Raw genomic sequence first — 24,294 nt, 5'->3', positions numbered from 1 at the left:
AGCCCATGACCGAAGAGTTCCATCGTATCCGCCGCCTGCCGCCTTATGTATTTGCCTCGGTAAACCAGGCCAAGGCAGCAGCCCGCGCGCGGGGCGAGGATATTATTGACCTCGGCATGGGCAACCCGGACACTCCCACCCCGCAGCATATTGTCAACAAACTGCTGGAAACGGTGCAGGACCCACGCACCCACCGTTATTCCGTCAGCCGCGGCATTCCGGGGCTGCGCAAGGCTGTTGCCGGGTATTATGAACGCCGCTTCCATGTGGGGTTAGACCCGGACAAGGAAGTGATTGTCACACTGGGTTCCAAGGAAGGGCTGGCCAATCTGGCCTCTGCCATCACCAGCCCGGGGGACACCATTCTGGTGCCCAATCCTTCCTACCCCATTCACCAGTTTGGCTTTATTATCGCCGGAGCTTCCATCCGCTCCATTCCGGCCACGCCTGATGAGAACATGCTGCGTGCGTTGGAACGGGCTGTGCGCCATTCTGTGCCCAAACCCACGGCATTGATTGTAAACTTCCCATCCAATCCAACTGCATATCTGGCTGATCTGGATTTTTATAAAGAACTGGTTGCCTTCTGCCGGAAGGAAGAAATCTGGATTCTATCTGATCTGGCATATGCTGAAATCTACTTTGGCGATCTTGTGCCACCTTCCATTCTGGCTGTGCCGGGTGCGAAAGATATCGCTGTAGAATTCACATCTCTTTCCAAAACCTATTCCATGGCAGGGTGGCGCGTTGGCTTTGCCGCAGGCAATGAACGCCTGATTGCCGCCCTTACCCGCATTAAATCTTATCTGGACTACGGCGCCTTCACGCCTATTCAGGTGGCTGCTGTAACGGCCCTTAATGGCCCGCAGGATTGTGTGGCTGATTTGCGCGCTCTTTATAAAGATCGGCGCGATGTGCTGATCCGCGGCCTGCATGCGGCAGGGTGGGATGTTCCTTCCCCAGAAGGTTCCATGTTTGCTTGGGCACCTATTCCTGAACCATTCCGTGAAATGGGCAGTGTTGCCTTTTCCAAACTTCTTCTTGAAGAAGCTGGCGTGGCTGTAGCCCCCGGCCTTGGCTTTGGCGAATATGGTGATGACCATGTTCGCATCGGGCTGGTTGAAAATACCCAGCGCCTGCGTCAGGCCCTGCGTTCCATTCGTGGGTTTCTATCTGCGCATGGTATCTCGCCGTCTTCCTCTTCCTCTCCTAAAAAGCCGGAGCCTGTTGCACCGTGACATCCTGTTCCAATTCCTCTCCTCTTCGTCTTGGTATTGCCGGTCTGGGCACGGTTGGTGCTGGCGTTATTCGCCTGCTGCGTATGAATGCAGATCTGCTAAGTGCACGCGCAGGCCGCAAACTGGAAGTGGTAGCCGTAAGCGCCCGAGACCGCACGCGCGACCGCGGTATAGATGTTTCCACTCTGCGTTGGCATGAAAACCCGCTGGATCTGGTTTCTGACCCCGATGTGGATGTTGTTGTAGAATTGATTGGCGGAAGCGAAGGTCCGGCCCGTGCGCTGGTAGAAAAAGCGCTATCTGCAGGCAAACCCGTTGTAACCGCCAACAAAGCGCTTCTTGCTGTGCATGGCTCCGCCCTTGCCCAGCTTAGTGCAGACAACAACGCACCTCTGCTGTTTGAAGCAGCCGTAGCTGGTGGCATTCCTGCCATTAAAACAGTGCGGGAAGGTCTGGCTGCAGACAAACTGCTGCATGTTGGCGGCATTCTGAACGGCACATGCAACTATATCCTTACGGTAATGCGTGAAACGGGTAAGGATTTCGATCTGGTGCTGAAAGATGCGCAGGATCTCGGATATGCAGAAGCTGATCCTTCCACCGATATTGATGGCATTGATGCCGCACATAAGCTGACAATTCTGGCTGGCTTGGCTTTTGGCCGCCCTGTAGCCTTTGATTCCGTGCAGGTAGAAGGCATCCGCCAGATTGGCGCCATTGACTTCGCTTTTGCGCGCACCCTTGGCTATCGCATCAAACTTCTGGGCCTTGCCCGCCTGACAGATGCCGGACTTCAAGCACGTGTTGCCCCTTGCCTGCTACCCCACAACGCACCTATTGCGCAGGTGGATGGTGTGTTTAACGCCGTTGTGGCTGAAGGCGAATTTGTGGGCCGTATCATGCTGGAAGGCCGCGGTGCCGGTGCTGGCCCAACGGCCTGTGCTGTAACAGCGGATCTGGTTGATATTGCTCGTGGCCACACCATTCCGGTCTGGGGTGTGCAAGCCAGTTCAGAACCGGCGTTGCGCGCTTGCCCGGCTGGCACTGGCGCCGGTGCTTTCTATCTGCGCTTGATGGTAGAAGACCGCCCCGGCGTTATTGCAGATATTACAGCAGTCTTGCGCGATTGCGGTGTTTCCTTGCGCAGCATGCTCCAGCATCCTGCGGAAAATGAAACAACTCCGTACGTTCCGCTTGTTCTGGTTACGCATCAGACATCAGAATCCGCCATGCAGGAAGCTATCACCAAAATAGATGCCTTGAGCGTGGTGACGGACAGCCCTGTGATGATTCGGATCGAAACAGCCTGATTCTAGCCACCTTTTCCGGTATCATAGACTTTTAAGCAAGGATCCTGTTTCTGATGTCTGATTCCATAGGCCCCTCTCCTTTTGTTGTTTCTGACCGCAATCTCGCGCTTGAACTGGTGCGTGTAACGGAAGCCGCTGCTCTGGCTTCTGCCCGATGGACGGGCCGCGGACGCAAGAACGATGCTGATGGCGCAGCTGTAGAAGCTATGCGCACGGCATTTGATACCGTCGCCATTGATGGCATGGTGGTAATTGGTGAGGGGGAAATGGATGAAGCCCCCATGCTTTATATTGGTGAGAAAGTTGGCTCTGGCGGCCCCGGCATGGATATTGCCGTGGACCCGCTGGAAGGCACTAACCTTTGCGCCAAAGATATGCCAAACGCCATTACCGTGGTGGCTTTGGCTGAGCGTGGCAACTTCCTGCATGCGCCAGACATTTATATGGACAAGATTGTGGTCGGCCCCAATCTGCCCGATGGTGTTGTTGATCTGGATAACTCCATTGAAACCAACCTGAAAAATCTGGCTAAAGCCAAAGGCAAGAGCGTTCAGGATCTTCTGCTCTGCACGCTAGACCGTGAACGGCATGAAGAAATGATCACCCGCGCCCGCGCTGCGGGTGCGCGGGTGCGCCTGCTGACAGATGGCGATGTGGCTGGCGGCATTGCTGCCTGTCTTGATACCAGCCAGGTTGATATCTACGTAGGTTCTGGTGGTGCACCTGAAGGTGTGCTGACTGCTGCTGCCATCCGCTGCGTAGAAGGGCAGATGCAGGGTCGCCTGCTGTTTGAAGATGATGGGCAGCGCGAACGTGCCCGCAAAATGAACCCCGGAAAAGACCCAGACCGTAAACTGGGGCTGCATGATCTGGCTGCTGGATCTGTGCTGTTTTCTGCCACCGGTGTTACCACTGGCACACTGCTGCGTGGCGTTCGGCAGCTACCGCATCAGGCTATTACGCATTCTCTGGTCATGCGTTCCAAATCTGGCACGGTGCGCTTTATTGAAGGCCACCATAACTTCAAAACCAAAACATGGGCTCCGCAATAAGCAGCTCTGAATTTTGATGCAAAGCAGCACCTTGCAACTTTCTGAACCCACTGAAGAAACTTCCACTCCTGCTGTATTGGGGGTGGAAGCCAGCTTTATTGGGCGGCGTTGGGTTTGGCGTGCCGGAGCGGAAGACCCTGCTCTGATGCGTCTGGGTGCTGCTTTGGCACAACAACTGGGCATTCCAGAAATTGTTGGCCGTCTGTTGGCCATGCGTCAGATCACACCAGATCAGGCCCCTCATTTTCTGGAGCCTAAGTTACGGGCACTTATGCCTGATCCTTCCAGTCTCACGGATATGGATAAAGCTGCCAACCGCATGGCAAAAGCTGTCCAGAACCGTGAAGTAATTGGTATTTTTGGTGATTATGACGTGGATGGTGCCTGCGCTTCCGCCATTCTCGCCTCATTTTTTGAAGAACTCGGCTGCACTGTCCATACCCATATCCCGGATAGAATGACCGAAGGATATGGTCCTAACGTAGCCGCGCTGGATAACTTAGTGGCGCAAGGCGCTTCCATACTGATTTGCGTGGATTGCGGCACCGCTTCTGCTGATATTCTGTCTCAAGTGACAGACAAAGCTGATGTGATTGTGCTGGACCACCACAAATCGGAAGATGCCCTTCCCCCAATTCTGGCAACAGTTAACCCTAATCGGCCTGACTGTTCTTCTGGCTTGCATCATATTTGCGCGGCAGCCCTCGCCTTTCTTGCCGCGGTTGCAACCACGCGAGACCTAAGGCGTGCAGAGTGGTTTACAGCAGACCAACCCCCACCCGATCTGATGCGTCAGCTTGATCTGGTTGCCTTGGCAACGGTTTGTGATGTTATGCCCCTGCATGGGCTTAACCGCGCCTTTGTAACGCAAGGGCTAAAAATTATGGCCCGCCGCCAACGTACTGGCCTGAATGCCCTTATGGAAATTGCTGGCGTTACCAAAGCCCCGGATGCTTTTTCCTGCGGCTTTGCATTGGGCCCGCGCATCAATGCCGGTGGCCGTATTGCAGAAGCAGCTTTAGGCCTGCGCCTGCTCCGTTGCCCGGATAGTTTTGAAGCACGCCAGATGGCCGAACGTCTGGATGCCGTAAACCGCCGCAGACAAGGTGTTGAGGCCGATATTCTGGACCGCGCCATGCAACAGGCAGAAGCCCAGAAAGAAGCGGGACATGCTGTTATTTTGCTGGCCGGAAAAGATTGGCACCCCGGTGTTGTCGGTATTGTAGCGGGGCGTATTAAGGAGCGGTTCAATCGACCTGCCCTTGTTGGGGCTGAACAGGAAGATGGCACCATTAAAGGTTCTGGCCGTTCTGTTCCCGGTTTAGATCTTGGCACCGTAATTATTGCGGCACGCCAAGCAGGAATGCTGAAAACCGGCGGTGGCCACGCCATGGCCGCAGGTTTTTCGCTTACCGCAGACAAACTAGAAGAATTTCATACTTTTCTGGATACTCGGTTGGCGCAAGCAGCCACGCTGCCAGAAAAAGTGCCTCTTACTGTAGATGCGGTGGTAGCTATTTCTGGCGCCACAGCAGAATTGGCGCAGGATATGGGAGCCCTTGCCCCATTTGGAGCCGGAAACCCGGAACCTCTGTTAGCTATACCACGTGTAACAGTGATACGGGCAGACCGCATTGGCCGAGATGGCAACACACTACGTCTGCTTCTAAAGGGTGAAAATAATGGCCGGTTGAAAGCGCTGCTGTTCCGAGCGCATGAAAACCCTTTAGCGGCCAAGCTGGAAGATACAACACGCCCTGCCCTACATCTTGCCGGGTATCTGCGGGCAGAAAGTTGGAATGGCAGAACAGACGCTACATTCTTTATTCAGGATGCTGCAGCTGCCTGATAACAAGCCTACCCTTACGTAACAAATAAAGCGTATAGGCGCTCCCTGCCTGCATGATCTGCAAGTAGGAAACGCCTGAACCCTCTTACGTATTCTGGGCCGTTTCTTCGCGCCGGGCCTGAACTTCCTTTTTCATGGCCGCCTGCACTTTTTCAAAGGCACGCACTTCAATCTGGCGCACCCGCTCGCGCGAGATACCATATTCGTGCGCTAATTCTTCCAAGGTGGAAGGATCATCCTTCAACCGGCGTTCCGTGAAAATCCGGCGTTCGCGCTCATTAAGGTTTTCCATGGCGGAAGAAAGCAGTGCTTTCCGGCCTGAAAGCTCCTCATTCTCAGCGTAAACGTCTTCCTGATTGGTATGATCATCAACCAGTCGGTCTTGCCATTCACTATCCTGATCGGCCCGCATGGGCGCATTCAGACTATGATCTGGCGCAGCCATGCGGCGGTTCATATCCACCACATCCTGTTCAGATACACCCAGTGTTGTGGCAATCTTGTTCACCTGCTCTGGTTTCAGATCACCATCATCAATGGCCTGCATCTGCCCTTTCAGGCGGCGCAGATTGAAGAACAGCTTTTTCTGAGCCGCAGTTGTGCCCATTTTCACCAAAGACCAGCTATGCAGAATGTATTCCTGAATAGCTGCACGAATCCACCACATGGCATATGTGGCCAAGCGGAACCCTTTTTCAGGGTCAAACCGCTTTACGGCCTGCATCATGCCAATGTTGCCTTCGCTGATCAGTTCATTAATCGGCAGGCCATAACCACGGTAACCCATGGCAATTTTTGCAACCAGACGCAGATGGGAGGTAACGAGCTGATGCGCTGCTTTAACATCTCCCTTATCGCGCCACAGGCGTGAAAGGCTGAGTTCCTCTTCTGGTGTAAGGAGAGGATATTTGCGGATTTCCTGAAGGTACCTTGAAAGATTGTTTTCAGGCCCAACATTGATAACGGAAGATACCATGTGTTGACTACTCCCCTGAACTGGAAACTCCCTTGAATGCTTTAGGTTCCCGTAACGCCCGCAAAACATTCATAAAAAGAGGCAAGATCCAGTCATGCGATGGACAGATGTCTTAATCCTCAATCCCTCTGCCCTCCGTATGAGCGACAAACTGAAAAGAGGCTCTCCCACCAGTTCGGCTACGGTTTCCAAGGCCTAGTGGGTGCAACAGGGTGCGCTGGAAAAAGCACATGTGTCAAGAATTCTAAGATGCATGGCAGAAGACAGCCAGATTTCTGGACCTGTACGGTCCTGTTTACTGTTTCCGAATCGAAAAACCTATTCCTGATCTGCCTTGAGGCTGCGTTCCAACACCTGCATATCTTCAGGCATAGGGGTTTCGAACAGTAGTTTTTCACCCGTTCTGGGGTGTGTAAAACCCAGCCGCGCTGCATGTAGGGCCTGACGCGGGAAATCCAGCGCAGCCGCACGGGCTGCAGATGGCAGAACACGAGAAGCTGCGGGAATCCGACGCAAATACAGTGGGTCACCTATCAAAGGGTGCCCATTCGCAGAAAAATGCACACGAATCTGGTGAGTGCGTCCTGTTGCCAGCTTGCAAGCCACAAGGGCCGCCCCTGTGCCAAAAGCCTGCAACGTGCGGTAATGCGTTAGCGCCCATTTCCCACCTTTGGGCGTGAGCGCCATACGCTTGCGGTCGCGCTTATCGCGCCCGATAGCGCCTTCAAAATCTCCTTCTGGCGGATTGGGTAGCCCCCAGCAAAAAGCTAGATAGGCACGGTCTATCCGGCGTGCCGCAAAATCTTCTGACAAGGCCTGATGCGCCATTTCTGTTTTGGCAGCGACCATTACGCCAGAAGTATCTTTATCGAGCCGATGCACGATACCGGGGCGGCGTTCCCCACCAATGCCTTTCAGACTTTCCCCACAATGCGCAATCAGACCATTTACAAGGGTGCCTGTTTCATTCCCCGGCGCGGGGTGCACAACCAGACCGGCCGGTTTATCCAGCACAATCAGATCATCATCTTCATACAAAACAGTGAAAGCAATATCCTCACCCTGCGGCACTGCGGGAGCAGCGGGCGGAATGGTAAGCACCACTTCCATACCAGCACGGGCTATGGCTGCGGGTTCCCTTATACATACGCCATCACATGCCAAATGCCCTTCTTCAATCAGGCTTTTGATGCGTGAGCGTGAAAGCGTTTCCATTGTGGCAGCCAGAAAGCGGTCAATCCGTTCTCCTGCCTGCTCTGGCGTTACTGTAAAGGAGATGGATGTTTCCTTTACAGGCAAAGATGGATCATAACCATTTTGCATTATAACCATCTGTGCCAACACCCACCCGTTTTTCAAGTTTCATGCAGAAGGAAAAGATGAAAACGCACAAAGCCTTTTCCACTGCATACCGTCAAGCTCAGGATACCATGTCGGACTACAAGGATACGCTGCCAGATATTGTTGCTGTGCAAACTACATATCGGGCCAGCATCTACAAACGGCTGTTTATCCTTGGTTGTCTGGCCGTTGGCGTTGTACTCTCACTTGGTGCCAATTTTCTGATTGGGCCCGCTCATCTCTCCCCTCGGCTGTTTTTGCAGACACTGTTCCATTCAGCTTCTGTGCCGCAGCAAACTGCCATTATTGTGTGGCAGATTCGTATGCCTTATGCCCTAATGGCTGCCTGTATAGGGGGCGCTCTTGGCCTGGCTGGCGCAGAAATGCAGACAGTTCTAGCCAATCCATTAGCCAGCCCGTTTACATTGGGCGTTTCTGCCGCCGGAGCTTTTGGGGCTTCTTTGGCTATTGTTTTGCAATGGCACATTGCTGGCGTGCCCGATAACTGGCTGGTAGCAGGATGTGCCTTTGTGTTTTCCGTATCCTCTGTTTTTGCATTGGATATACTGACACGCCTCCGGCAGGCGGATACCAGCACGGTTATTCTGTGTGGTGTTGCGCTTGTTTTTTCGTTTCAGGCGCTTGTTGCTCTCATGCAATTTGTTGCCAGTGAAGATACGCTGCAAGATCTGGTATTCTGGACGCTTGGTAGCCTAAGCCGTGCCACATGGGCCACTCTGGCTTTATTGTCTGGAAGTCTGGCTCTTATCTTTCCGCTTTCTCTACGCTCTGCTGGTGAGCTAACCCTTTTAAGAATGGGGGAAGAACGCGCAGCCAGCCTTGGGGTGGATGTCCCTCGGTTGCGTCGGGCGGCCCTCTTACGTATCAGTTTTTTATGCGCTCTTTCCGTAGCGTTTGTAGGTGTTATCGGATTTATAGGGTTAGTAGCCCCACACATCGCACGCCGGTTGGTGGGAGAAGATCACCACTTCAGCCTGCCTGGCAGCTTACTGACTGGCGCACTTATTCTATCTGTTTCTTCTTTGGTCGCACGCATTCTAGTGCCGGGCATTGTTGTGCCTCTTGGCATTATTACGTCACTGGTGGGCATTCCATTCTTTCTGGCCATCATTCTTAAACAGCGGCCAATGGTATGATGGCAGATAAACCTTTTTCAGGCCTGATAGCGCAAAATCTTACCGTCCATTACGGACGTCATACGGCGCTGGATGATCTGACAACACCTTGCTTTCCACATGGGCGTATCTGCGCCCTGCTCGGGCCAAATGGTAGCGGCAAATCTACCTTACTGCGTGCCATGAGCGGCCTCTTGCCAGCTAAGGGTTGTATCACACTAGATGGTCTTCAACTTGGCAGCCTGCGCTTGCCTGAACGCTCCCAACACTGCCTATATCTTCCGCAAGCACTTCCCGCGCCCGTCAACATTACTGCGCTGGAAGCCATGCTGGCTGCAAAACGTGTTACGCTTGGCAGACAAGGACTAAGTTTTGCGGATGCTCCGCATGAGGCAGATATTCAAGCTTCATTGGATCTTCTGAAGCAATTTAACATTGCCCATTTAGCGTTGCGCAAATTGAACGAACTTTCTGGAGGCCAACGCCAGCTTATTGGTCTGGCACAGGCACTTGGCCGCCAACCGCACGCCCTGTTGCTGGATGAGCCACTTAGTGCTCTGGATCTGCATTATCAGTATGCCGTTACAAAACTGCTCACGCAGATCACCCGCGCAAATAACCTTGTCACGTTGATGGTACTGCATGACCTGAACATCGCATTAAACTTGTGCGATCTGGTATGTGTGCTGCATCAAGGCCAAATTATTGCCTCTGGCCCTCCGGCGGAGGTTTTAACTCCAGCACTGCTCCGCACCGTGTACCGCGTAGAGGCACGCATTGAAACGACAGCCGATAACCACCGATTTATCGTGATTACCGACTGTATATAAGAGACTACTCTTTACCCTTATTACGTCCCGCAAAACGTGTATCTTACCCGCTCTTCAGGCTGCGGAGGTTGTGCATACCGCGCCATATCTGCCTGTTCTGTATAGGGTGAAGCTGTAAGCTGCAGCATTTCCTCAAACAACGTGTAGTCATCATTATTCACGGCAGCACTTATCATGGCCTCTATCAGATGATTACGCGGGATATAACATGGGTTTACGCGGCGCATGTTTTCCGCCCGTATAGCTGGAGCTTCCTCCGCTTCCTGCATTAAGCGCTGCCGCCATTGGGTGAGCCACGGCTGCATGCCTTCCAATATATTGGGCACATGCTCACCTGTTATGACGCGCTCATCACTCAAACTGCGGAATGTATTGGTAAAGTCTGCCTGATGTTCCTGCATTTGAGCAAACAAGGCGTGAAAGAATGCTTCATCCCCTGCTTGCTGTGTTTTCAAACCAAGCTTTGCACGCAATCCCGCAAAATATGCGCCATGAAATAACCCTCCAAACTGCTCAAGCGCCTGCCCTGCCAAAGCAACACTTTCTTCTTCATCTTCAGAAAGCAGCGGCAGCAAGGCTTCCGCCAGGCGCGTAAGATTCCACAGGGCGATTGTCGGCTGATTGGTGAAGGCATAACGCCCGCGTTCATCAATAAAGCTGAACACGGTATTCGGGTCATACTGATCCATAAAGGCACATGGGCCATAATCTATGGTTTCCCCCGATACGGCCATATTATCCGTATTCATCACACCATGAATAAAGCCAACCAGCATCCACTGGGCAATAAGCTTGGCTTGGGCCTCAATAACCTGCTGAAGAAACGCCAGATACGGTGCTGGAGCTCGTGCTAAATGTGGGTAATGGCGGGCAATGGCAAAGTCTGCCAAAAGCCGTAACCCTGCTAGATCCTGCCGTGATGCAAAATACTGAAATGTGCCAACCCGGATATGGCTGGATGCCACACGCGCCAGAACAGCCCCGGGCAACATGGTTTCACGTAAAACAGTCATGCCCGTTTTTACGGCAGCCAATGCACGGGTTGTGGGAATACCCAAGGCGTGCATGGCCTCGCTCACCACATATTCACGCAGCACAGGCCCCAACACAGCGCGGCCATCTCCCCTGCGCGAAAACGGCGTGGGGCCAGAACCTTTAAGCTGCACTTCCCACACATGGCCTTGGGCATCCCGCACATCCCCCAGCAATAGGGCTCGGCCATCCCCCAAATGCGGATTAAAGCTGCCAAACTGGTGACCTGCATACGCTGTAGAGAGTGGCTCCACCCCTTCTGGCATGGCGCTACCAGATAACATGGCTACGCCCTCCGGGCTGGCCAGCCATTCTGCATCCAGCCCAAGCTGATCTGCTAAAGCATGGTTCAGCCGGATCAGCTTAGGAGCTGGCGCAGGAGAAAGAGGAGCATTGGCATAAAACCGCTCTGGCAATGCTGCATAGCTTTGTCGGAAAGGAAGTGGTGCCATAACTCATTTCTCCGGAATAAAGACGGAAAGCGCCCAAGTGGCTCAATAACGGCCTGTGTTGCTGAAAACAGCACCCATTCCGCCAGATGCAAACCCGCCCCACGGGGCATGCCTGTCTGGCTCTCTGGCACATAAAGCCTGAACATGATAGGAAAAGCCCCATCACGCCTGCCAACTCAGACCTAGATATAAGAACGTCTGAAAGCAAAAAAAGAACCGAGGCAACGGAGCCGCCAGACTATCTGGTTCAGACCCCAGCGCCGTGGAGACAGCAGAACCCATGACCACCGAATCTGACACCGCCTTCAAGATTACCCGCAAAACAGACATCACCCCCGCGGCAGAGCGGGAAGCCATGCTGGCCAATCCGGGTTTTGGCCGCGTTTTTACCGACCACATGGCTGTTGTCACCTATACGGAAGGTAAGGGCTGGCATTCTGCTGAAATCCTGCCCCGCCAGCCACTGATGCTGGATCCTGCTGCATCCGTACTGCACTACGCGCAGGAAATTTTTGAAGGCATGAAGGCCTATCGCACCCCGGATGGTAGCGTGCAGCTTTTCCGCCCGGATGCAAATGCCCGCCGCTTTCGCCATTCGGCCGAACGCATGGCTATGGCACAGGTGCCTGAAGACCTGTTTCTGGATGCCGTTACACAGCTTGTGAAGCTGGATAAGGACTGGGTGCCCAAGCCCGAAGTTGGCACGCTGTATATCCGCCCATTCATGATTGCGACGGAAGCTGCCCTTGGCGTAAAACCGGCATCTGAATTCAAGTTTATCGTGATTGCCTGTGCCGCTGGTGAATATTTCTCCAAGGATGCTGGCCCGGTTTCCGTATGGGTGGAAGAACGCACAGTGCGTGCTTCCCGCGGGGGAACGGGTACTGCCAAATGTGGTGGCAACTACGCTGCCAGCCTGACAGCCCAGATGGAAGGCAAGGAACACGGCTGCCATCAGGTTCTGTTCCTTGATGCGCAGGAACGCCGCTGGCTGGAAGAAATGGGCGGCATGAATGTGATGATGGTGTTTGAAGACGGCACCCTGCAAACCCCTCCGCTGGATAGCGGCACCATCCTGCACGGCATTACGCGCGATTCCCTGCTTACTTTGGCGCGTGATCGTGGCCTGAAGGTAAAGGAAGAACGCTACGCTATTGATCAGCTTTATGGTGATGCTGATTCCGGCAAGCTGAAAGAGGTGTTTGCCTGCGGCACCGCTGCGGTTGTGACACCTATTGGCACATTCAAAAGCACAGAAGGCGGCTGCACCATCGGTAACGGCCAGACTGGTGAAGTCACCAGCAGCCTGCGCAAGGCTTTGTGCGATATCCAGTTTGGCCGTGCAGCAGATCCGCATGGCTGGGTTAAAAAAATTGGCTAAGTTGCAGGTATCCTTCCTGTAAACATATCCCTTATACCCCGGCTTAGGCCGGGGTATTTGCCTATTACGAACCTCAACATCTTGCAGAAAGCCAGATGCCCAATGCTGGACATCAAAACCCAAGGGGCATATCCAAACCCTATGGCTTTCTTTCTGCCTTCCCTTCCGCTTACACGGTTTGCATCAGTATGACAGAAACACCCCATCTGGTTCTGGTAGATGGCAGCGGTTTTATTTTCCGCGCCTTTCATGCCCTCCCCCCCATGACCAGCCCGGAAGGTGTACCAGTAAATGCTGTTTACGGCTTTACCACCATGCTGGCCCGTTTGCTTAAAGACCATGTAGGCACCCATCTGGCTGTGCTGTTTGATGCCAGCCGCCAGACATTCCGTTCAGAAATCTACCCGCAATATAAAGCGCACCGGCCCGAACCGCCTGAGGATCTGCGCCCTCAGTTCAGTCTCATCCGGGAAGCCACGCAGGCCTTCAATGTGCCGGGCATCGAACTCCCCGGCTGGGAGGCAGATGATCTAATTGCATCCTATGCAACGGCCATTCGGGCGCAGGGTGGCACATGCACCATCGTTTCATCCGACAAGGATCTGATGCAACTGGTGGGAGACGGCGTTTGCATGCTGGACCCTATCAAACAGACACCAGTTGGCCCCGCTGAAGTAGAAACCAAATTTGGTGTGCCCCCCACAAAAGTGGTGGATGTTCAGGCCCTGATGGGAGACCCCACAGATAACGTGCCCGGCGTGCCCGGTATTGGCCCCAAAACAGCAGCAGCCCTTGTGCAGGAATACGGCACGTTGGAAGCTGTTTTGAACGCTGCACCGGAGATGAAAAAGTCCAAGCGGCGTGACATGCTGATCGAACATGCTGAAGCCGCACGGGTTTCTCTCCAGCTCGTCACACTTGCCACAGATGTCCCCCTGCCCGTACCGGTAGAAGAGCTTGGCACGCGTGAGCCAGACATGCTGGTTTTGGCAGACTGGCTGGACCGCATGGGCTTTCGCTCCATTCTTAGCCGTATGGGGCTTGGCCACCCTTCTGGCGCCCACGCTCATCGTGCTGCCAGAAAAGTCGCCGCGGCCTCTGTTGCTGGAGCCACCACACCCTCTGATGATGCATCAGCCCCCGATGCATCTGTGCTTTCTGCCCCGTATCATGATTATGAAACCGTGCGCACAGCAGAAGCCCTGCAAAAATGGGTGAGCGCAGCGCAGGAAGCCGGTATCTGTGCTGTAGATACAGAAACAGATGGGCTAGACCCGCTTGCGGCCAATATTGTCGGGTTTTCTATTGCAACGGCTCCGGGCAAAGCCTGCTATGTGCCCTTAAAACATGAAGGCACTCTGGAAGCCCCAACAGGCGAACAGCTGGCGGTTGATGCAGCCCTTAAACTCTTGGCTCCTCTTTTACAGGATGAGGCCGTTTTAAAGATTTTCCATAATGCCAAGTTTGATCTGCTCATTCTGGATCATGCGGGCATCCCTCTTTCCAGCATTACTGCTGTAGATGACACAATGCTGATCTCTTACAGCCAGTCTGCTGGGTTGCATGGGCAAGGCATGGATGAGCTTTCTGCCCTGCACCTCAATCATACCCCCATCACGTATGACAGTGTGACAGGCACTGGCCGCAACCGCCTGCCTTTTGCACAAGTGCCTGTTGAGACAGCTACCAAATATGCGGCTGAAGATGCCGATGTAACCTTGCGCCTGTGGCATGTTCTGCACCCCACGCTGCGCACCAATAAGGCCTTGGCGCTGTATGAGCAGATTGAACGCCCGCTTTCGGCCATTCTGGCTGACATGGAAAAAGCAGGCATTGCAGTAGATCGCGCGGAGCTTGATCGACTTTCCAAAGACTTTGAAGCCCGTATGCAGGGCATGGAAAACGATATTTACGAAGCCGCCGGTCGGCAGTTCAATATTGGTTCTCCCAAACAACTTGGGGAAATCCTGTTTGACGAAATGGGCCTGAAAGGCGGCAAACGCGGCAAGGCTGGAGCATGGAGCACGGATTCCTCTGTCCTGCAGGATCTGGCCGACCAAGGGCATGATCTGCCAGCGCGCATTCTGGCATGGCGACAGCTTGCCAAGCTAAAATCCACTTATACGGATGCGCTGTTACGCCAAGCCGGCCGGAATGACCGCGTGCATACATCTTTCCAGATGGCGATCACCTCCACCGGGCGCCTATCTTCTACAGACCCCAACCTGCAAAATATTCCAGTACGCACAGAAGAAGGCACACGTATCCGGCAGGCCTTTATTGCGCCCCCAGGCAAGAAGCTGATTTCTGCTGACTATTCGCAAATCGAACTGCGGTTATTGGCTGATGTTGCCAATATTCCCGCGTTGCGTGAGGCTTTTCAGCTTGGGCAAGATATTCATGCCCGCACCGCATCGGAAGTGTTCAATATCCCGCTTGAGGGTATGGATGCCCTAACACGACGGCGCGCCAAAGCCATTAACTTTGGTATTATTTATGGCATTTCAGCTTTTGGGCTCGGCAAACAGCTTGGCATTCCTGCGGGCGAAGCACGTACTTATATAGATGCCTATTTTGCCCGTTACCCCGGTATCCGTGATTATATGGAACGCATGCGCGAAGAAGCGCGCACTCATGGCTATGTTCTCACGCCTTTTGGCCGGCGCTGCTATGTGCCGGGCATTCATGAAAAAAGTGCTGCCAGACGCCAATATGCCGAGCGACAAGCTATTAATGCCCCCTTACAGGGTGGCGCTGCAGACATTATAAAACGCGCCATGGTGCATTTGCCATTGGCCCTGCAAAAAGCAGGCTTTGGCGAAACACGCATGCTTTTGCAGGTGCACGATGAACTGTTGTTTGAAACAGATGAATCAGAAGCCGAAGCAGTAGCAGCAATTATTAAAAACGTTATGGAAGCAGCAGCAGATCTTGCTGTACCGTTGGTGGTAGAAACCGGAATAGGCCAGAATTGGGCGGAGGCACATTAAAACCATGACACCGGCTGGAAAACGTATAGCCCTCATGACCTTTGGTGTGCTGGCTCTGGCGGCCGCCGGAGGTTACACGGCCACTCATCTGGCCTTAAAACACGGTGTGCAGCTAAACACCTATGGCAACGAGGTTGGGGGTTCCTTCCGCCTTATGGATTCCACAACAGGCACCATGACGGACCAGACCTTCCGTAACCGTTGGATGCTTGTTTTGTTTGGCGCCACACATTGTGCAGAAGATGCCTGCGCCCCTGCCCTGCGCAATATGTCTGCCGCATTGGATCAGGTAGAAGGTGGCAGGCACAACGCCGTTATCATTTTTGTAAGCCTCGACCCAGACAGGGATGATGCCGAACGCCTCCGCCAATATGGTGAAAGTATTGGCCCACGGGTTGTAAGCGGCACGGCGGCTCCCTTTGCCTTGGCTGATCTGGCAAAGGAATATCATGCTCCTATTGAAAAAGTGCCTGACCCCGAATGGACATATACCATGCGGATGTCCCCACAGTTTGTCGTTATGGGGCCGGAGGTGCGTTACAAGGGGATGATTGACGCCCGTGCAGATAGTGCCCATATGGCGGAAGACCTGCGCCGCATCATGCAACCTCAGAACGGCGAATAATCTACATTAAAATACATGACGCCATGCTTTATACGTGATGGCGTAATGTATGTTCTGCATGTTTTTTATTTCTGCCAGAGCTGTACTGTATTCTCATGTCGTTGTTTTCAAAACTTGGTACCAGCTTACGGTTTTATGCATCACTTGCCGTTATTGGTATTATTTTTCTGGCATTGGACGCAGGCTCTTTTCTGCTACGTCACGCACTGCCGGAAGGGCCAAAACGCCGTAAAATAGGGCAGGCATGGCTTTGTTTTATGGCTCGGCTTGCAGTGCGTTACCTTGAAGCAGCCGGTATTTTGGAATGTGACCTGGCAGAGCTTAACACCCTTAAAAACGTTCCGAATATTATACTGGTTGCTAACCACCCCTCACGGTTGGACAGCCTTATTCTAGCCTCTGCCCTGCCGCATCTGGTTTGCGTTACCAAGGCCTCTATTTGGGAGCGTCCAACCTTAGGCAGCACATTACGCACTGCGGGTTATATTCGGCACGATAGCCTTTTGCGGCTGATCGGACCTGCTTCTGAACGCCTGAAAGAAGGTAATCAGTTACTCCTGTTTCCCGAAGGCACACGTTCCCGCGCAGGAACAGAACCCAGCCCCATGCAGCCGGGTTTTGCTGCTATTGCACAGCGCACACGCCTGCCCGTGCAAACGCTCCTGATCAAAACGGACTCACCTTATCTTTCTCAAGGATGGCCTTTTTTGAAGCAGCCTCCCCTCCCTATGCGCTATCAAATACAAACTGGCCCGCACTTTCCTGCCCCCGCCAGAGATGAAGCAAGCGGGCGCGCTTTGCTTGAAGCTGTTGAAAGCTGGTTGAAAGACCATTTGGCCTGAATGCAAAACAGGCTCAGCATGAGTGGTTTCATGCTGAGCCTGCATCATAGAAACACTATTCCGCTTCACTTTATTCCTGAGGAATAGGCGGCAACGTAGAATCTACCGTGATAGGGTGATCCCCCTGAAGTATCTTTTTAACTTCAGCCTCGCTCCCCACAGCCGGTGGTGACCCTCGCAAAGGCATGCAAGCTGTTTCCTTCACCGTCAGCATTGTCACAATACCAACAACACCTGCAAACATAAGGTAATAAGCTGGCATAAGCAGGTTACCTGTATGCCCCACCAGCCATGCTGTTACCAACGGTGTTGTGCCACCAAACATGGAAACAGATACGTTAAACGCCATAGAAAGCGCCGTATATCTGATAGGTGTATAAAAAAGCGCCGGCAAAGTGGATGGCATGCTGCTGGTAAAGCAGACAAGCGCAAGACCAAGAAGCATAAGGCCCGCAAAAATCAGCCAATCATTCCCACTCTGCAACAGCAGTACTGAAGGAATAGACAGCACCAGAAGAGCAATACAGGCCCCGATAATCATGGGGCGACGCCCCAGTTTATCGCTTAAATACCCACCCATTACATTCAATGGCATCATCATCAGCATGACGATGATAATCAGCAAAAGCCCTTTGCTTTCAGCATAGCCTAAAGCAACCGTCAGATAGCTGGGAATGTACGTCAGCAACATATAGTCGGTTACGTTAAATACCAGCACAAGGCCCATGCATTTGAGCAACTGACGCCAATGCACACGTAGCAGTTCACCCCAGCCCGGTTTTTCATCATCCCGCTGCGCGGCCTGTTCTGCATACGCTTGAAAAGCTGGCGTTTCTTCCAACCGGGAGCGCATATATACCCCCAGCAACCCCAGTGGGCCGGCAATTAAAAAGGGAATACGCCACCCCCACTGCAACATGGCCGTATGGCTCAGGCCAATTTGCAAGGCGGTTACAATGCCTGCGCCTGCCACATACCCAGCCAGAGTGCCAAACTCCAGCCAACTACCCATAAGCCCGCGATTTTTATCGGTAGAATATTCTGCAATAAAAGTGGCCGCACCGGCATATTCCCCACCGGTTGAAAACCCCTGCACCAAACGCGCCAGCAGCAAGAGCAACGGAGCCCATAAACCAATTTGAGCATAAGATGGAATCAGGCCGATAGAGAACGTGCCGATTGCCATTGCGATCATGGTAAAGGCCAGCACTTTCTGCCGCCCGTACCGATCCCCCAGCGGCCCAAAAACCATACCGCCAAGAGGCCTGACCAGAAATGCAACAGTAAACGTAGCAAAAGTTGCAATCAGACGAGTGGCAGCATCATCCGATGGAAAAAAGACCTGCCCCAGCGTAACGGCAATATAACCATAGACACCAAAGTCGAACCACTCCATGGCATTACCCAAAGCGGCTGCGCCCACTGCTTTGTTTAACATCTGGGCATCAACAACAGTAATGTCCTGCGGCTTCATCTGTTTACGGCGCTTAAACCAACCAAAATGCGCGTGCGCCGCTCCAGAATCCTTCATAAAATATTCCCTCACCTCTTATTTCATACGTAATGTGCATCTAAAATATTATCATTGTGCAGAAATTTATTCAATATTTTTCTAAATTATACTATTTTATGATGTTTTGTTTTGTAAAGTAATTTACACATTAAAAAATAATACTTTAAACAACTTTAGTATGCCCATTGAATGCAAAACAAAGTCATGCCTTAGAAACGAAATACCAGCATGAATGTTGCATTCTCCGTAAATGAAAAATTCTTTGCGTTCACTGAGGAACGCCGCATATCCATAAACAGTTATAAAGAGGCTTCTGTTTTGATAGGCCTATTCATTCTCCTTCGCCTATACTCAGCAAAGAGAAATTCCTCATGTCACGCATAAAACAGATCATATATACAGGAATGGTTTTAGGATGCTTGGCATCGCCAACTTTTGCACAGAGCACTTCTAAACCGCACAGGGCAGGCCCCACGCCGCAATCTTCCATTTATTCTGATGGAACGGGCGATAATATGATTGACAGGCTTAACAATGCTCAACTCGATCAAAATTACCAAGGGCCTTATTACTTACCAGGACAAAAAATCCCGCCCTTTAAAAGCACACCACGCAGCCAATTAGAAAATGCTGACACTGTTTCAAAAAACAACAAGGATAATTCAGCAAAACAACCAAAAGAGAATACTGCTATCTCAAAATAAAATACATTTTTAAGGTATTCCCCTGCTTCTCGCAAAGCAGGGGAGTTTCAAACTTACCTATTTGGGAATCATCAGGTGTAATAACGAGGCCCCGGCAAAAAACACTGCGGTACTCAACGTCCAGATAGCTACAAACCATCCAATCCGTGCCCCAATATTCTTTGGGGCACCATCGCCATTTCCCTGAACAATTTTAGTGATAGCCATCTGTTTCCGTCACCTTTCCGCGAAACACACGATAGGAATAAATTGTGTAGGTTAGGATAATTGGTAACAGAATAACTGTGCCAACAAGCTGGAACAATTGGCTACTTGGGGGGGCCGAAACATCCCAAAGTGTCAGACCGGGTGGCACAATATAAGGCCAAACCGTAATACCCAAACCGGAAAGGCATAAAAAGAACCAGCCGAGCGCACATAGAAATGGGCCTTTGGAATGTTCATGCCTCAAGCCGCGCACGAACAGAACACCCAACACAGCCACAAGAACTGGCACCGGAAGAACAAAAACGATATTTGGCCAATCTGTCCAACGGCGTAAATAAGGTGCATGCAACAGTGGTGTCCACAGGCTGACGGCCACAATCCCCACAAACAACCCGATGGCCAGCTTACTTGCCCAGCGACGACAAGATGCTTCTAGCGCTCCGGTCGTGCGCCAAATCAGCCAGGTTGCTCCTAACAAAGCATAACCACACATCACGGCGAGACCACAAAGAATGCTAAAAGGCGTCAGCCAATCAAGCGCACTTCCGGCAAAGGCACCATCAACAACTTTTACACCCTGAACAACGCCCCCAAGAATGGCGCCCTGACAAAATGCGGCAATGCCAGACCCTGCCATGAAACCGACATTCCACAGTTTCTCGCGCCCTGTACCATGTGTCATGACCCGAAATTCAAATGCCACGCCACGAAAAATCAGCGCCAGCAGCATAAGAATGATCGGAAGATAAAAAGCTGGCAAAAGCGTCCCATATGCTCCCGGAAATACACCGTAAAGCACAGCCCCACCCAGCACCATCCATGTTTCATTGCCATCCCATACCGGGGCAATGGTGCTCACCATCACATTGCGGCGGCCGGGGTCACGCTCCAATGCAAACAGCATGCCAATGCCAAGATCAAAACCATCCAGAATGACGTAGATCGAAATAGCCGCTACCAAAATAACGGCCCATATAATCGGGAGCCAATATGTAAGATCCATTATATTCAAGCTCCTTTACCAGAAGTAGATTCAATAACTTCCGGATGCATACGTTCTGCCAAAATGTCGGATGCGTTTGCAGAGCTAGTTTCCTGCTCACCTTCCTGCGGTGCGTGCCCCAGTTGGCGCACCAAAATGCCAATGCCAGAACCAAACACAATCACATACACCACAACAAAGGCTGTCATTGTTATAGCCATGCTGGGCAGCATAATTGGTGAAACACTTTGCGATGTTCTGAGCAGACCATAAACTGTCCAAGGCTGCCGCCCCACTTCCGTGGTAACCCAGCCACACAGCAAAGCCAGAAAACCTGCTGGCGCCATACACACCGCAACACGATGGAACACAGCGTTCGTAAACAAGGTACGTGTACGCCGCAGCCACAAAGACCAGAAGCCAACCAACATCATGAGCACACCAAGTGCAACCATAATACGGAAGGAAAAGAAGATAACCTGTGAGGGCGGACGTTGATCGCGCGGGAAGTCTTTCAGCCCCGGCACTTTGCCTTCCAGACTATGCGTTAAAATCAGGGAGCCAAGCAGCGGAACCTTTACCGCGTAATCCGTATGCTCGGTTTTCATGTTGGGAATACCAAACAGAAGCTCCGGCGCACGGGCTGTGGAATCCCAATCCCCTTCCATAGCAGCAATTTTTGCTGGCTGATATTTCAAGGTATTCAGGCCATGCGCATCACCTGCCATGATCTGTAACGGAGCCACAATAGCCGCCATCCACATGGCCATGGAAAACATGGTACGCACTGGAGCCGTAGCAGCTTTGCCTTCTCGCCGCGCTTTGAGCATATGCCACGCGCCTGTTGCGCCAACAATAAAGGCAACAGACAAAAAAGCCGCTAATCCCATGTGTACCAAACGGAATGGGAAAGACGGATTAAAGATAATGGCCAACCAATCTGCTGGCATAAAACGCCCTGTTGCGGGATCTATCATGTAGCCACGCGGCGTTTGCATCCATGAGTTGGAAGACAGTATCCACGTCATGGAAATCAAAGTGCCGACTGATACGCAGCACGTAGCCGCAAAATGCAGCTTGCGCCCAACCTTGTTCATGCCGAACAGCATGATGCCAAGAAACCCAGCCTCAAGAAAAAAGGCTGTCATGACCTCATAAGACAAAAGAACCCCTGTAATAGGTCCTGCCTTTTGAGAAAAAACCGACCAGTTCGTGCCGAATTCATACGACATCACCAGACCGGAGACCACGCCCATACCAAAAACGATTGAAAATACCTTGATCCAGTAACGATATAGATCAAGAAAAACAGAACGTCCGGTTTTCAGCCAGCATCCTTCCAATACAGCCAAGTAAGCTGCCAGCCCAATTGAAAAGGCCGGAAAGATGATATGAACACCAACAGTAAAGGCAAACTGGAAGCGCGCCAAAAGAAGCGCAATATCATGCGCAGGTTGCATAGGTTCTTTCCAAACTTATAATTGTGGTATTTTAACCGAAAATTGACGTTGGATATTAATAAAAATACTATCTATACGCCGTTAATGCCATAAATGTGCATTATACACCGGAAACAACACCACCATGATTTGGTTATAAACCTAGATCAACAGTAAGTGTGCGTCCAAGACCTTTTACTTATCTTATGATAAAAGGTGCTTATCATAGAAAAATATTATCTGATGGATGTGTTTATTAGATACCACCTGCCATCTTGCCACAAATATTCATCTGCCTATGCTAGGCATCAGTTGCGATTATATAACGCGTCATGCATTCAGGAGTTCCCTCACAGTGGTTACACCGCAGCCAGTTGATACCAAATTAACGCAATCGGCCCTTTTTCTTGTGATGACCCTGAATGATGCCCCCACGGTGCGCACTCAGGTTCTGGATCTGCTTGGTGATATTTCTTCACTTGTACGAGGTGTCGGGTTTCGTATTCCTGATGGAAAACTAAGCTGTATTACCGGTGTTGGCTCAAACGCGTGGGATCTCCTTTTTGGCGCACCACGCCCCAAGGAGCTTCATCCTTTTCAGGAAATTAACGGCGTTCATCATGCCCCCTCAACACCGGGGGATCTTCTGTTCCATATACGCGCTACGCGTATGGATTTATGCTTTGAACTGGCAACGGCCCTTACCTCCCGCTTAGAAGATGCTGCAAAAGTTGTAGATGAGGTTCATGGTTTTAAGTATTTTGATGCACGAGATCTGCTCGGTTTTGTTGATGGCACCGAAAACCCAACCGGGCAGGCAGCTTTTGCAGCAACTGTTATTGGAGATGAAGACCCAGCCTTTACGGGCGGTAGTTACGTTATTGTGCAGAAATACCTGCATGACCTGAAAAAATGGGATGCCATACCCACTGAGGTTCAGGAACACATTATCGGCCGCAAAAAAGTATCCGACATAGAATTGCCCGAAGCCGCCAAACCCAGCTACGCGCACAATGTTCTGACCAACATTGAAGAAAACGGGCAGCAGCTTCAAATTGTGCGTGACAACATGCCTTTTGGAGAAGTGGGTAAAGGAGAGTTTGGCACATACTTTATTGGCTATGCGCGTTCTCCTGCACGCACAGAGCAGATGTTACAAAATATGTTTATCGGAAAGCCCCCGGGCAATTACGATAGAATTCTGGATGTCAGCACAGCGGTAACAGGGTCGCTTTTCTTTATTCCTACCAGTGAGTTTCTTGACGATGCTCCCAACTTCGGCACAGAAAATACACAGGCATCTCCAGAACCTGTAACGGCTCCTCAAAACCCCAAAGCTCTGAACGGTTCTCTTGGTATTGGATCATTAAACAATAAGGACGCCTAAAACATGAACAACCTGCATAAACATCTCGCCCCCATTTCTCACGCAGCTTGGGCTGAAATTGAACAGGAAGCCTCTCGCACCATTCGCCGCAATCTGGCTGGCCGACGCGTGGTTGATACACCAGAACCCAAAGGTACAGCATTTTCCAGCGTTGGCACGGGCCGTAACAAACAGATCCAGCCACCAAGTGATGGCGTACAGGCTGTACAGCGCGAAGTGCTTCCACTTATTGAAGTGCGCGTGCCCTTTACCTTATCTCGCGCGGAAATTGATGCCGTAGAACGTGGCTCTCTGGATTCTGATTGGCAGCCCGTTAAGGATGCCGCCCAAAAAATTGCCTTTGCAGAAGACCGTGCCATTTTCGATGGCTATACCGCCGCTGGCATTAAGGGCATTCGGCAGGCATCATCCAACCCTCATACAAAACTGCCGGCTTCTGCAAAAGATTACCCTCGGGCTATTACCACTGCGCTGGACACATTGCGCCTTGCTGGTGTGAACGGCCCTTATGCCCTCGTTCTTGGCACAAAAGCTTATCAAGCCGTGAGTGGCGGAGATGATGTTGGCTACCCCGTGCTTAAGCATATTGAAAGCCTGATTGAGGGAGAACCCATTTGGGCTCCAGCTATTGAAGGTGCCTTTGTTATCTCCAAACGTGGTGGAGATTTACAGCTTGATATCGGGCAGGACTTTTCTATCGGCTATCTAAGCCATACAGCAGAAACCGTTGAATTGTATCTTCAGGAAAGCTTCACTTTCCGTGTGCTTACAAGCGAAGCAACTGTCTGCATCGCGTAACTTTTCGAGGAGGTGTCGTGCCATTTACAGTAAGACCGTCACGACACCTCACTTAAACATCCAATAAATATCACTATTTATCTTATTTTATGAATAAACAATTCATTTGTATTTACCAAAAATAATTCCTTATTTAGATATTATAATATATTTTTAATTACACCATATAATATATAAAAAGTTTTTTACTTTTTTATTTTTAGCTTAATT

The 24,294-nt window shown here is 51.6% G+C and carries 19 protein-coding genes; 13 read left to right on the top strand and 6 right to left on the bottom strand.

Annotated elements, in window-relative coordinates:
* Positions 1-5: 5 nt before the first annotated feature.
* From QQM41_RS08535 to recJ, 4 genes are read left to right on the top strand one after another with little or no spacing between them, the layout of a single operon-like run.
* Complete coding sequence (locus QQM41_RS08535) at positions 6-1,238, top strand: LL-diaminopimelate aminotransferase (protein ID WP_050820258.1); 1,233 nt, start codon at positions 6-8, stop codon at positions 1,236-1,238.
* Positions 1,235-2,548, top strand: coding sequence for a homoserine dehydrogenase (locus QQM41_RS08530; RefSeq protein WP_339076860.1), 1,314 nt, complete (start codon positions 1,235-1,237; stop codon positions 2,546-2,548). The genes QQM41_RS08535 and QQM41_RS08530 overlap by 4 nt, the downstream gene beginning before the upstream one ends.
* 53 nt (positions 2,549-2,601) lie before the next feature.
* Complete coding sequence (glpX, locus tag QQM41_RS08525) at positions 2,602-3,600, top strand: class II fructose-bisphosphatase (RefSeq protein ID WP_087651774.1); 999 nt, start codon at positions 2,602-2,604, stop codon at positions 3,598-3,600.
* 16 nt (positions 3,601-3,616) lie between these two features.
* Entirely contained in the window at positions 3,617-5,449 is a 1,833-nt protein-coding gene (recJ, locus tag QQM41_RS08520) for a single-stranded-DNA-specific exonuclease RecJ (protein ID WP_339076859.1), read from the top strand.
* Positions 5,450-5,534: 85 nt separating this feature from the next.
* Here the strand turns inward: recJ and rpoH are convergent, their stop codons facing one another.
* Positions 5,535-6,494, bottom strand: a complete 960-nt coding sequence (gene rpoH / locus QQM41_RS08515; protein WP_019087846.1) for an RNA polymerase sigma factor RpoH — start codon at positions 6,492-6,494, stop codon at positions 5,535-5,537.
* 249 nt (positions 6,495-6,743) lie between these two features.
* Complete coding sequence (locus tag QQM41_RS08510; RefSeq protein WP_339076858.1) at positions 6,744-7,757, bottom strand: RluA family pseudouridine synthase; 1,014 nt, start codon at positions 7,755-7,757, stop codon at positions 6,744-6,746.
* A 98-nt stretch (positions 7,758-7,855) separates the two neighbouring features.
* Here QQM41_RS08510 and QQM41_RS08505 point away from each other — a divergent pair, with 98 nt between their 5' ends.
* Both QQM41_RS08505 and QQM41_RS08500 read left to right on the top strand, forming a co-directional pair.
* Positions 7,856-8,923, top strand: a complete 1,068-nt coding sequence (locus QQM41_RS08505) for an iron ABC transporter permease (protein WP_339076857.1) — start codon at positions 7,856-7,858, stop codon at positions 8,921-8,923.
* Positions 8,920-9,732, top strand: a complete 813-nt coding sequence (locus QQM41_RS08500) for an ABC transporter ATP-binding protein (RefSeq protein ID WP_339076856.1) — start codon at positions 8,920-8,922, stop codon at positions 9,730-9,732. Before QQM41_RS08505 ends, QQM41_RS08500 begins: the two co-directional genes overlap by 4 nt.
* 20 nt (positions 9,733-9,752) lie before the next feature.
* Here QQM41_RS08500 and QQM41_RS08495 read toward each other — a convergent pair whose 3' ends face one another.
* Entirely contained in the window at positions 9,753-11,216 is a 1,464-nt protein-coding gene (locus QQM41_RS08495; RefSeq protein ID WP_339076855.1) for a protein adenylyltransferase SelO family protein, read from the bottom strand.
* A gap of 280 nt (positions 11,217-11,496) precedes the next feature.
* On the opposite strand from QQM41_RS08495, the gene QQM41_RS08490 reads away from it, so the two are divergent.
* From QQM41_RS08490 to QQM41_RS08475, 4 genes are all read left to right on the top strand, one after another.
* Positions 11,497-12,597 (top strand): branched-chain amino acid aminotransferase, encoded by a 1,101-nt coding sequence (locus QQM41_RS08490; RefSeq protein WP_050818455.1) that lies wholly within the window; start codon positions 11,497-11,499, stop codon positions 12,595-12,597.
* 188 nt (positions 12,598-12,785) lie between these two features.
* Positions 12,786-15,587 carry a DNA polymerase I gene (gene polA, locus QQM41_RS08485; RefSeq protein WP_339076854.1) on the top strand — a complete coding sequence of 934 codons (2,802 nt, stop codon included), beginning with the start codon at positions 12,786-12,788 and terminating at the stop codon, positions 15,585-15,587.
* A 4-nt stretch (positions 15,588-15,591) separates the two neighbouring features.
* On the top strand, positions 15,592-16,212 hold the full coding sequence (locus QQM41_RS08480; RefSeq protein WP_339076853.1) for an SCO family protein: 621 nt from the start codon (positions 15,592-15,594) through the stop codon (positions 16,210-16,212).
* 95 nt (positions 16,213-16,307) lie between these two features.
* Positions 16,308-17,054, top strand: coding sequence for a 1-acyl-sn-glycerol-3-phosphate acyltransferase (locus tag QQM41_RS08475; protein WP_339076851.1), 747 nt, complete (start codon positions 16,308-16,310; stop codon positions 17,052-17,054).
* Between the two features lie 70 nt (positions 17,055-17,124).
* Here QQM41_RS08475 and proP read toward each other — a convergent pair whose 3' ends face one another.
* Positions 17,125-18,585, bottom strand: a complete 1,461-nt coding sequence (gene proP, locus QQM41_RS08470) for a glycine betaine/L-proline transporter ProP (protein ID WP_050818458.1) — start codon at positions 18,583-18,585, stop codon at positions 17,125-17,127.
* A 353-nt stretch (positions 18,586-18,938) separates the two neighbouring features.
* Here proP and QQM41_RS08465 point away from each other — a divergent pair, with 353 nt between their 5' ends.
* The gene (locus QQM41_RS08465; RefSeq protein ID WP_339076850.1) at positions 18,939-19,271 is read left to right on the top strand and encodes a hypothetical protein; all 333 of its coding nucleotides are present in this window, start codon (positions 18,939-18,941) and stop codon (positions 19,269-19,271) included.
* Between the two features lie 193 nt (positions 19,272-19,464).
* Here QQM41_RS08465 and cydB read toward each other — a convergent pair whose 3' ends face one another.
* The gene (gene cydB, locus QQM41_RS08455) at positions 19,465-20,481 is read right to left on the bottom strand and encodes a cytochrome d ubiquinol oxidase subunit II (RefSeq protein WP_196332581.1); all 1,017 of its coding nucleotides are present in this window, start codon (positions 20,479-20,481) and stop codon (positions 19,465-19,467) included.
* 5 nt (positions 20,482-20,486) lie between these two features.
* Positions 20,487-21,920: a cytochrome ubiquinol oxidase subunit I gene (locus QQM41_RS08450; protein ID WP_050818459.1), complete on the bottom strand. Its 1,434-nt coding sequence runs from the start codon at positions 21,918-21,920 to the stop codon at positions 20,487-20,489.
* 334 nt (positions 21,921-22,254) lie between these two features.
* Between QQM41_RS08450 and QQM41_RS08445 the strand changes: the two genes are divergently transcribed.
* Together QQM41_RS08445 and QQM41_RS08440 are read left to right on the top strand one after the other, a co-directional pair.
* Positions 22,255-23,286 (top strand): Dyp-type peroxidase, encoded by a 1,032-nt coding sequence (locus QQM41_RS08445; protein ID WP_339076849.1) that lies wholly within the window; start codon positions 22,255-22,257, stop codon positions 23,284-23,286.
* A gap of 3 nt (positions 23,287-23,289) precedes the next feature.
* Positions 23,290-24,084, top strand: a complete 795-nt coding sequence (locus QQM41_RS08440) for a family 1 encapsulin nanocompartment shell protein (RefSeq protein ID WP_339076848.1) — start codon at positions 23,290-23,292, stop codon at positions 24,082-24,084.
* The last annotated feature ends 210 nt before the right edge of the window (positions 24,085-24,294 follow it).

It is taken from the genome of Acetobacter sp. AC2005 (assembly GCF_037901235.1).
Taxonomy (GTDB): Bacteria; Pseudomonadota; Alphaproteobacteria; order Acetobacterales; family Acetobacteraceae; genus Acetobacter; species Acetobacter oryzoeni.
The sequence above is the reverse complement of the archived record's forward strand: the minus strand, read 5'-3'. Positions and strand labels throughout refer to the sequence as shown.

Coding starts and splice junctions, on each gene's coding strand:
- QQM41_RS08535 (WP_050820258.1), top strand. CDS start 6: ATGACCGAAGAGTTCCATCGTATCCGCCGCCTGCCGCCTTATGTATTT.
- glpX (WP_087651774.1), top strand. CDS start 2,602: ATGTCTGATTCCATAGGCCCCTCTCCTTTTGTTGTTTCTGACCGCAAT.
- recJ (WP_339076859.1), top strand. CDS start 3,617: ATGCAAAGCAGCACCTTGCAACTTTCTGAACCCACTGAAGAAACTTCC.
- rpoH (WP_019087846.1), bottom strand. CDS start 6,494: ATGTTTTGCGGGCGTTACGGGAACCTAAAGCATTCAAGGGAGTTTCCA.
- QQM41_RS08510 (WP_339076858.1), bottom strand. CDS start 7,757: ATGGTTATAATGCAAAATGGTTATGATCCATCTTTGCCTGTAAAGGAA.
- QQM41_RS08505 (WP_339076857.1), top strand. CDS start 7,856: ATGTCGGACTACAAGGATACGCTGCCAGATATTGTTGCTGTGCAAACT.
- QQM41_RS08500 (WP_339076856.1), top strand. CDS start 8,920: ATGATGGCAGATAAACCTTTTTCAGGCCTGATAGCGCAAAATCTTACC.
- QQM41_RS08495 (WP_339076855.1), bottom strand. CDS start 11,216: ATGGCACCACTTCCTTTCCGACAAAGCTATGCAGCATTGCCAGAGCGG.
- QQM41_RS08490 (WP_050818455.1), top strand. CDS start 11,497: ATGACCACCGAATCTGACACCGCCTTCAAGATTACCCGCAAAACAGAC.
- polA (WP_339076854.1), top strand. CDS start 12,786: ATGACAGAAACACCCCATCTGGTTCTGGTAGATGGCAGCGGTTTTATT.
- QQM41_RS08480 (WP_339076853.1), top strand. CDS start 15,592: ATGACACCGGCTGGAAAACGTATAGCCCTCATGACCTTTGGTGTGCTG.
- QQM41_RS08475 (WP_339076851.1), top strand. CDS start 16,308: ATGTCGTTGTTTTCAAAACTTGGTACCAGCTTACGGTTTTATGCATCA.
- proP (WP_050818458.1), bottom strand. CDS start 18,585: ATGAAGGATTCTGGAGCGGCGCACGCGCATTTTGGTTGGTTTAAGCGC.
- QQM41_RS08465 (WP_339076850.1), top strand. CDS start 18,939: ATGTCACGCATAAAACAGATCATATATACAGGAATGGTTTTAGGATGC.
- cydB (WP_196332581.1), bottom strand. CDS start 20,481: ATGGATCTTACATATTGGCTCCCGATTATATGGGCCGTTATTTTGGTA.
- QQM41_RS08450 (WP_050818459.1), bottom strand. CDS start 21,920: ATGCAACCTGCGCATGATATTGCGCTTCTTTTGGCGCGCTTCCAGTTT.
- QQM41_RS08440 (WP_339076848.1), top strand. CDS start 23,290: ATGAACAACCTGCATAAACATCTCGCCCCCATTTCTCACGCAGCTTGG.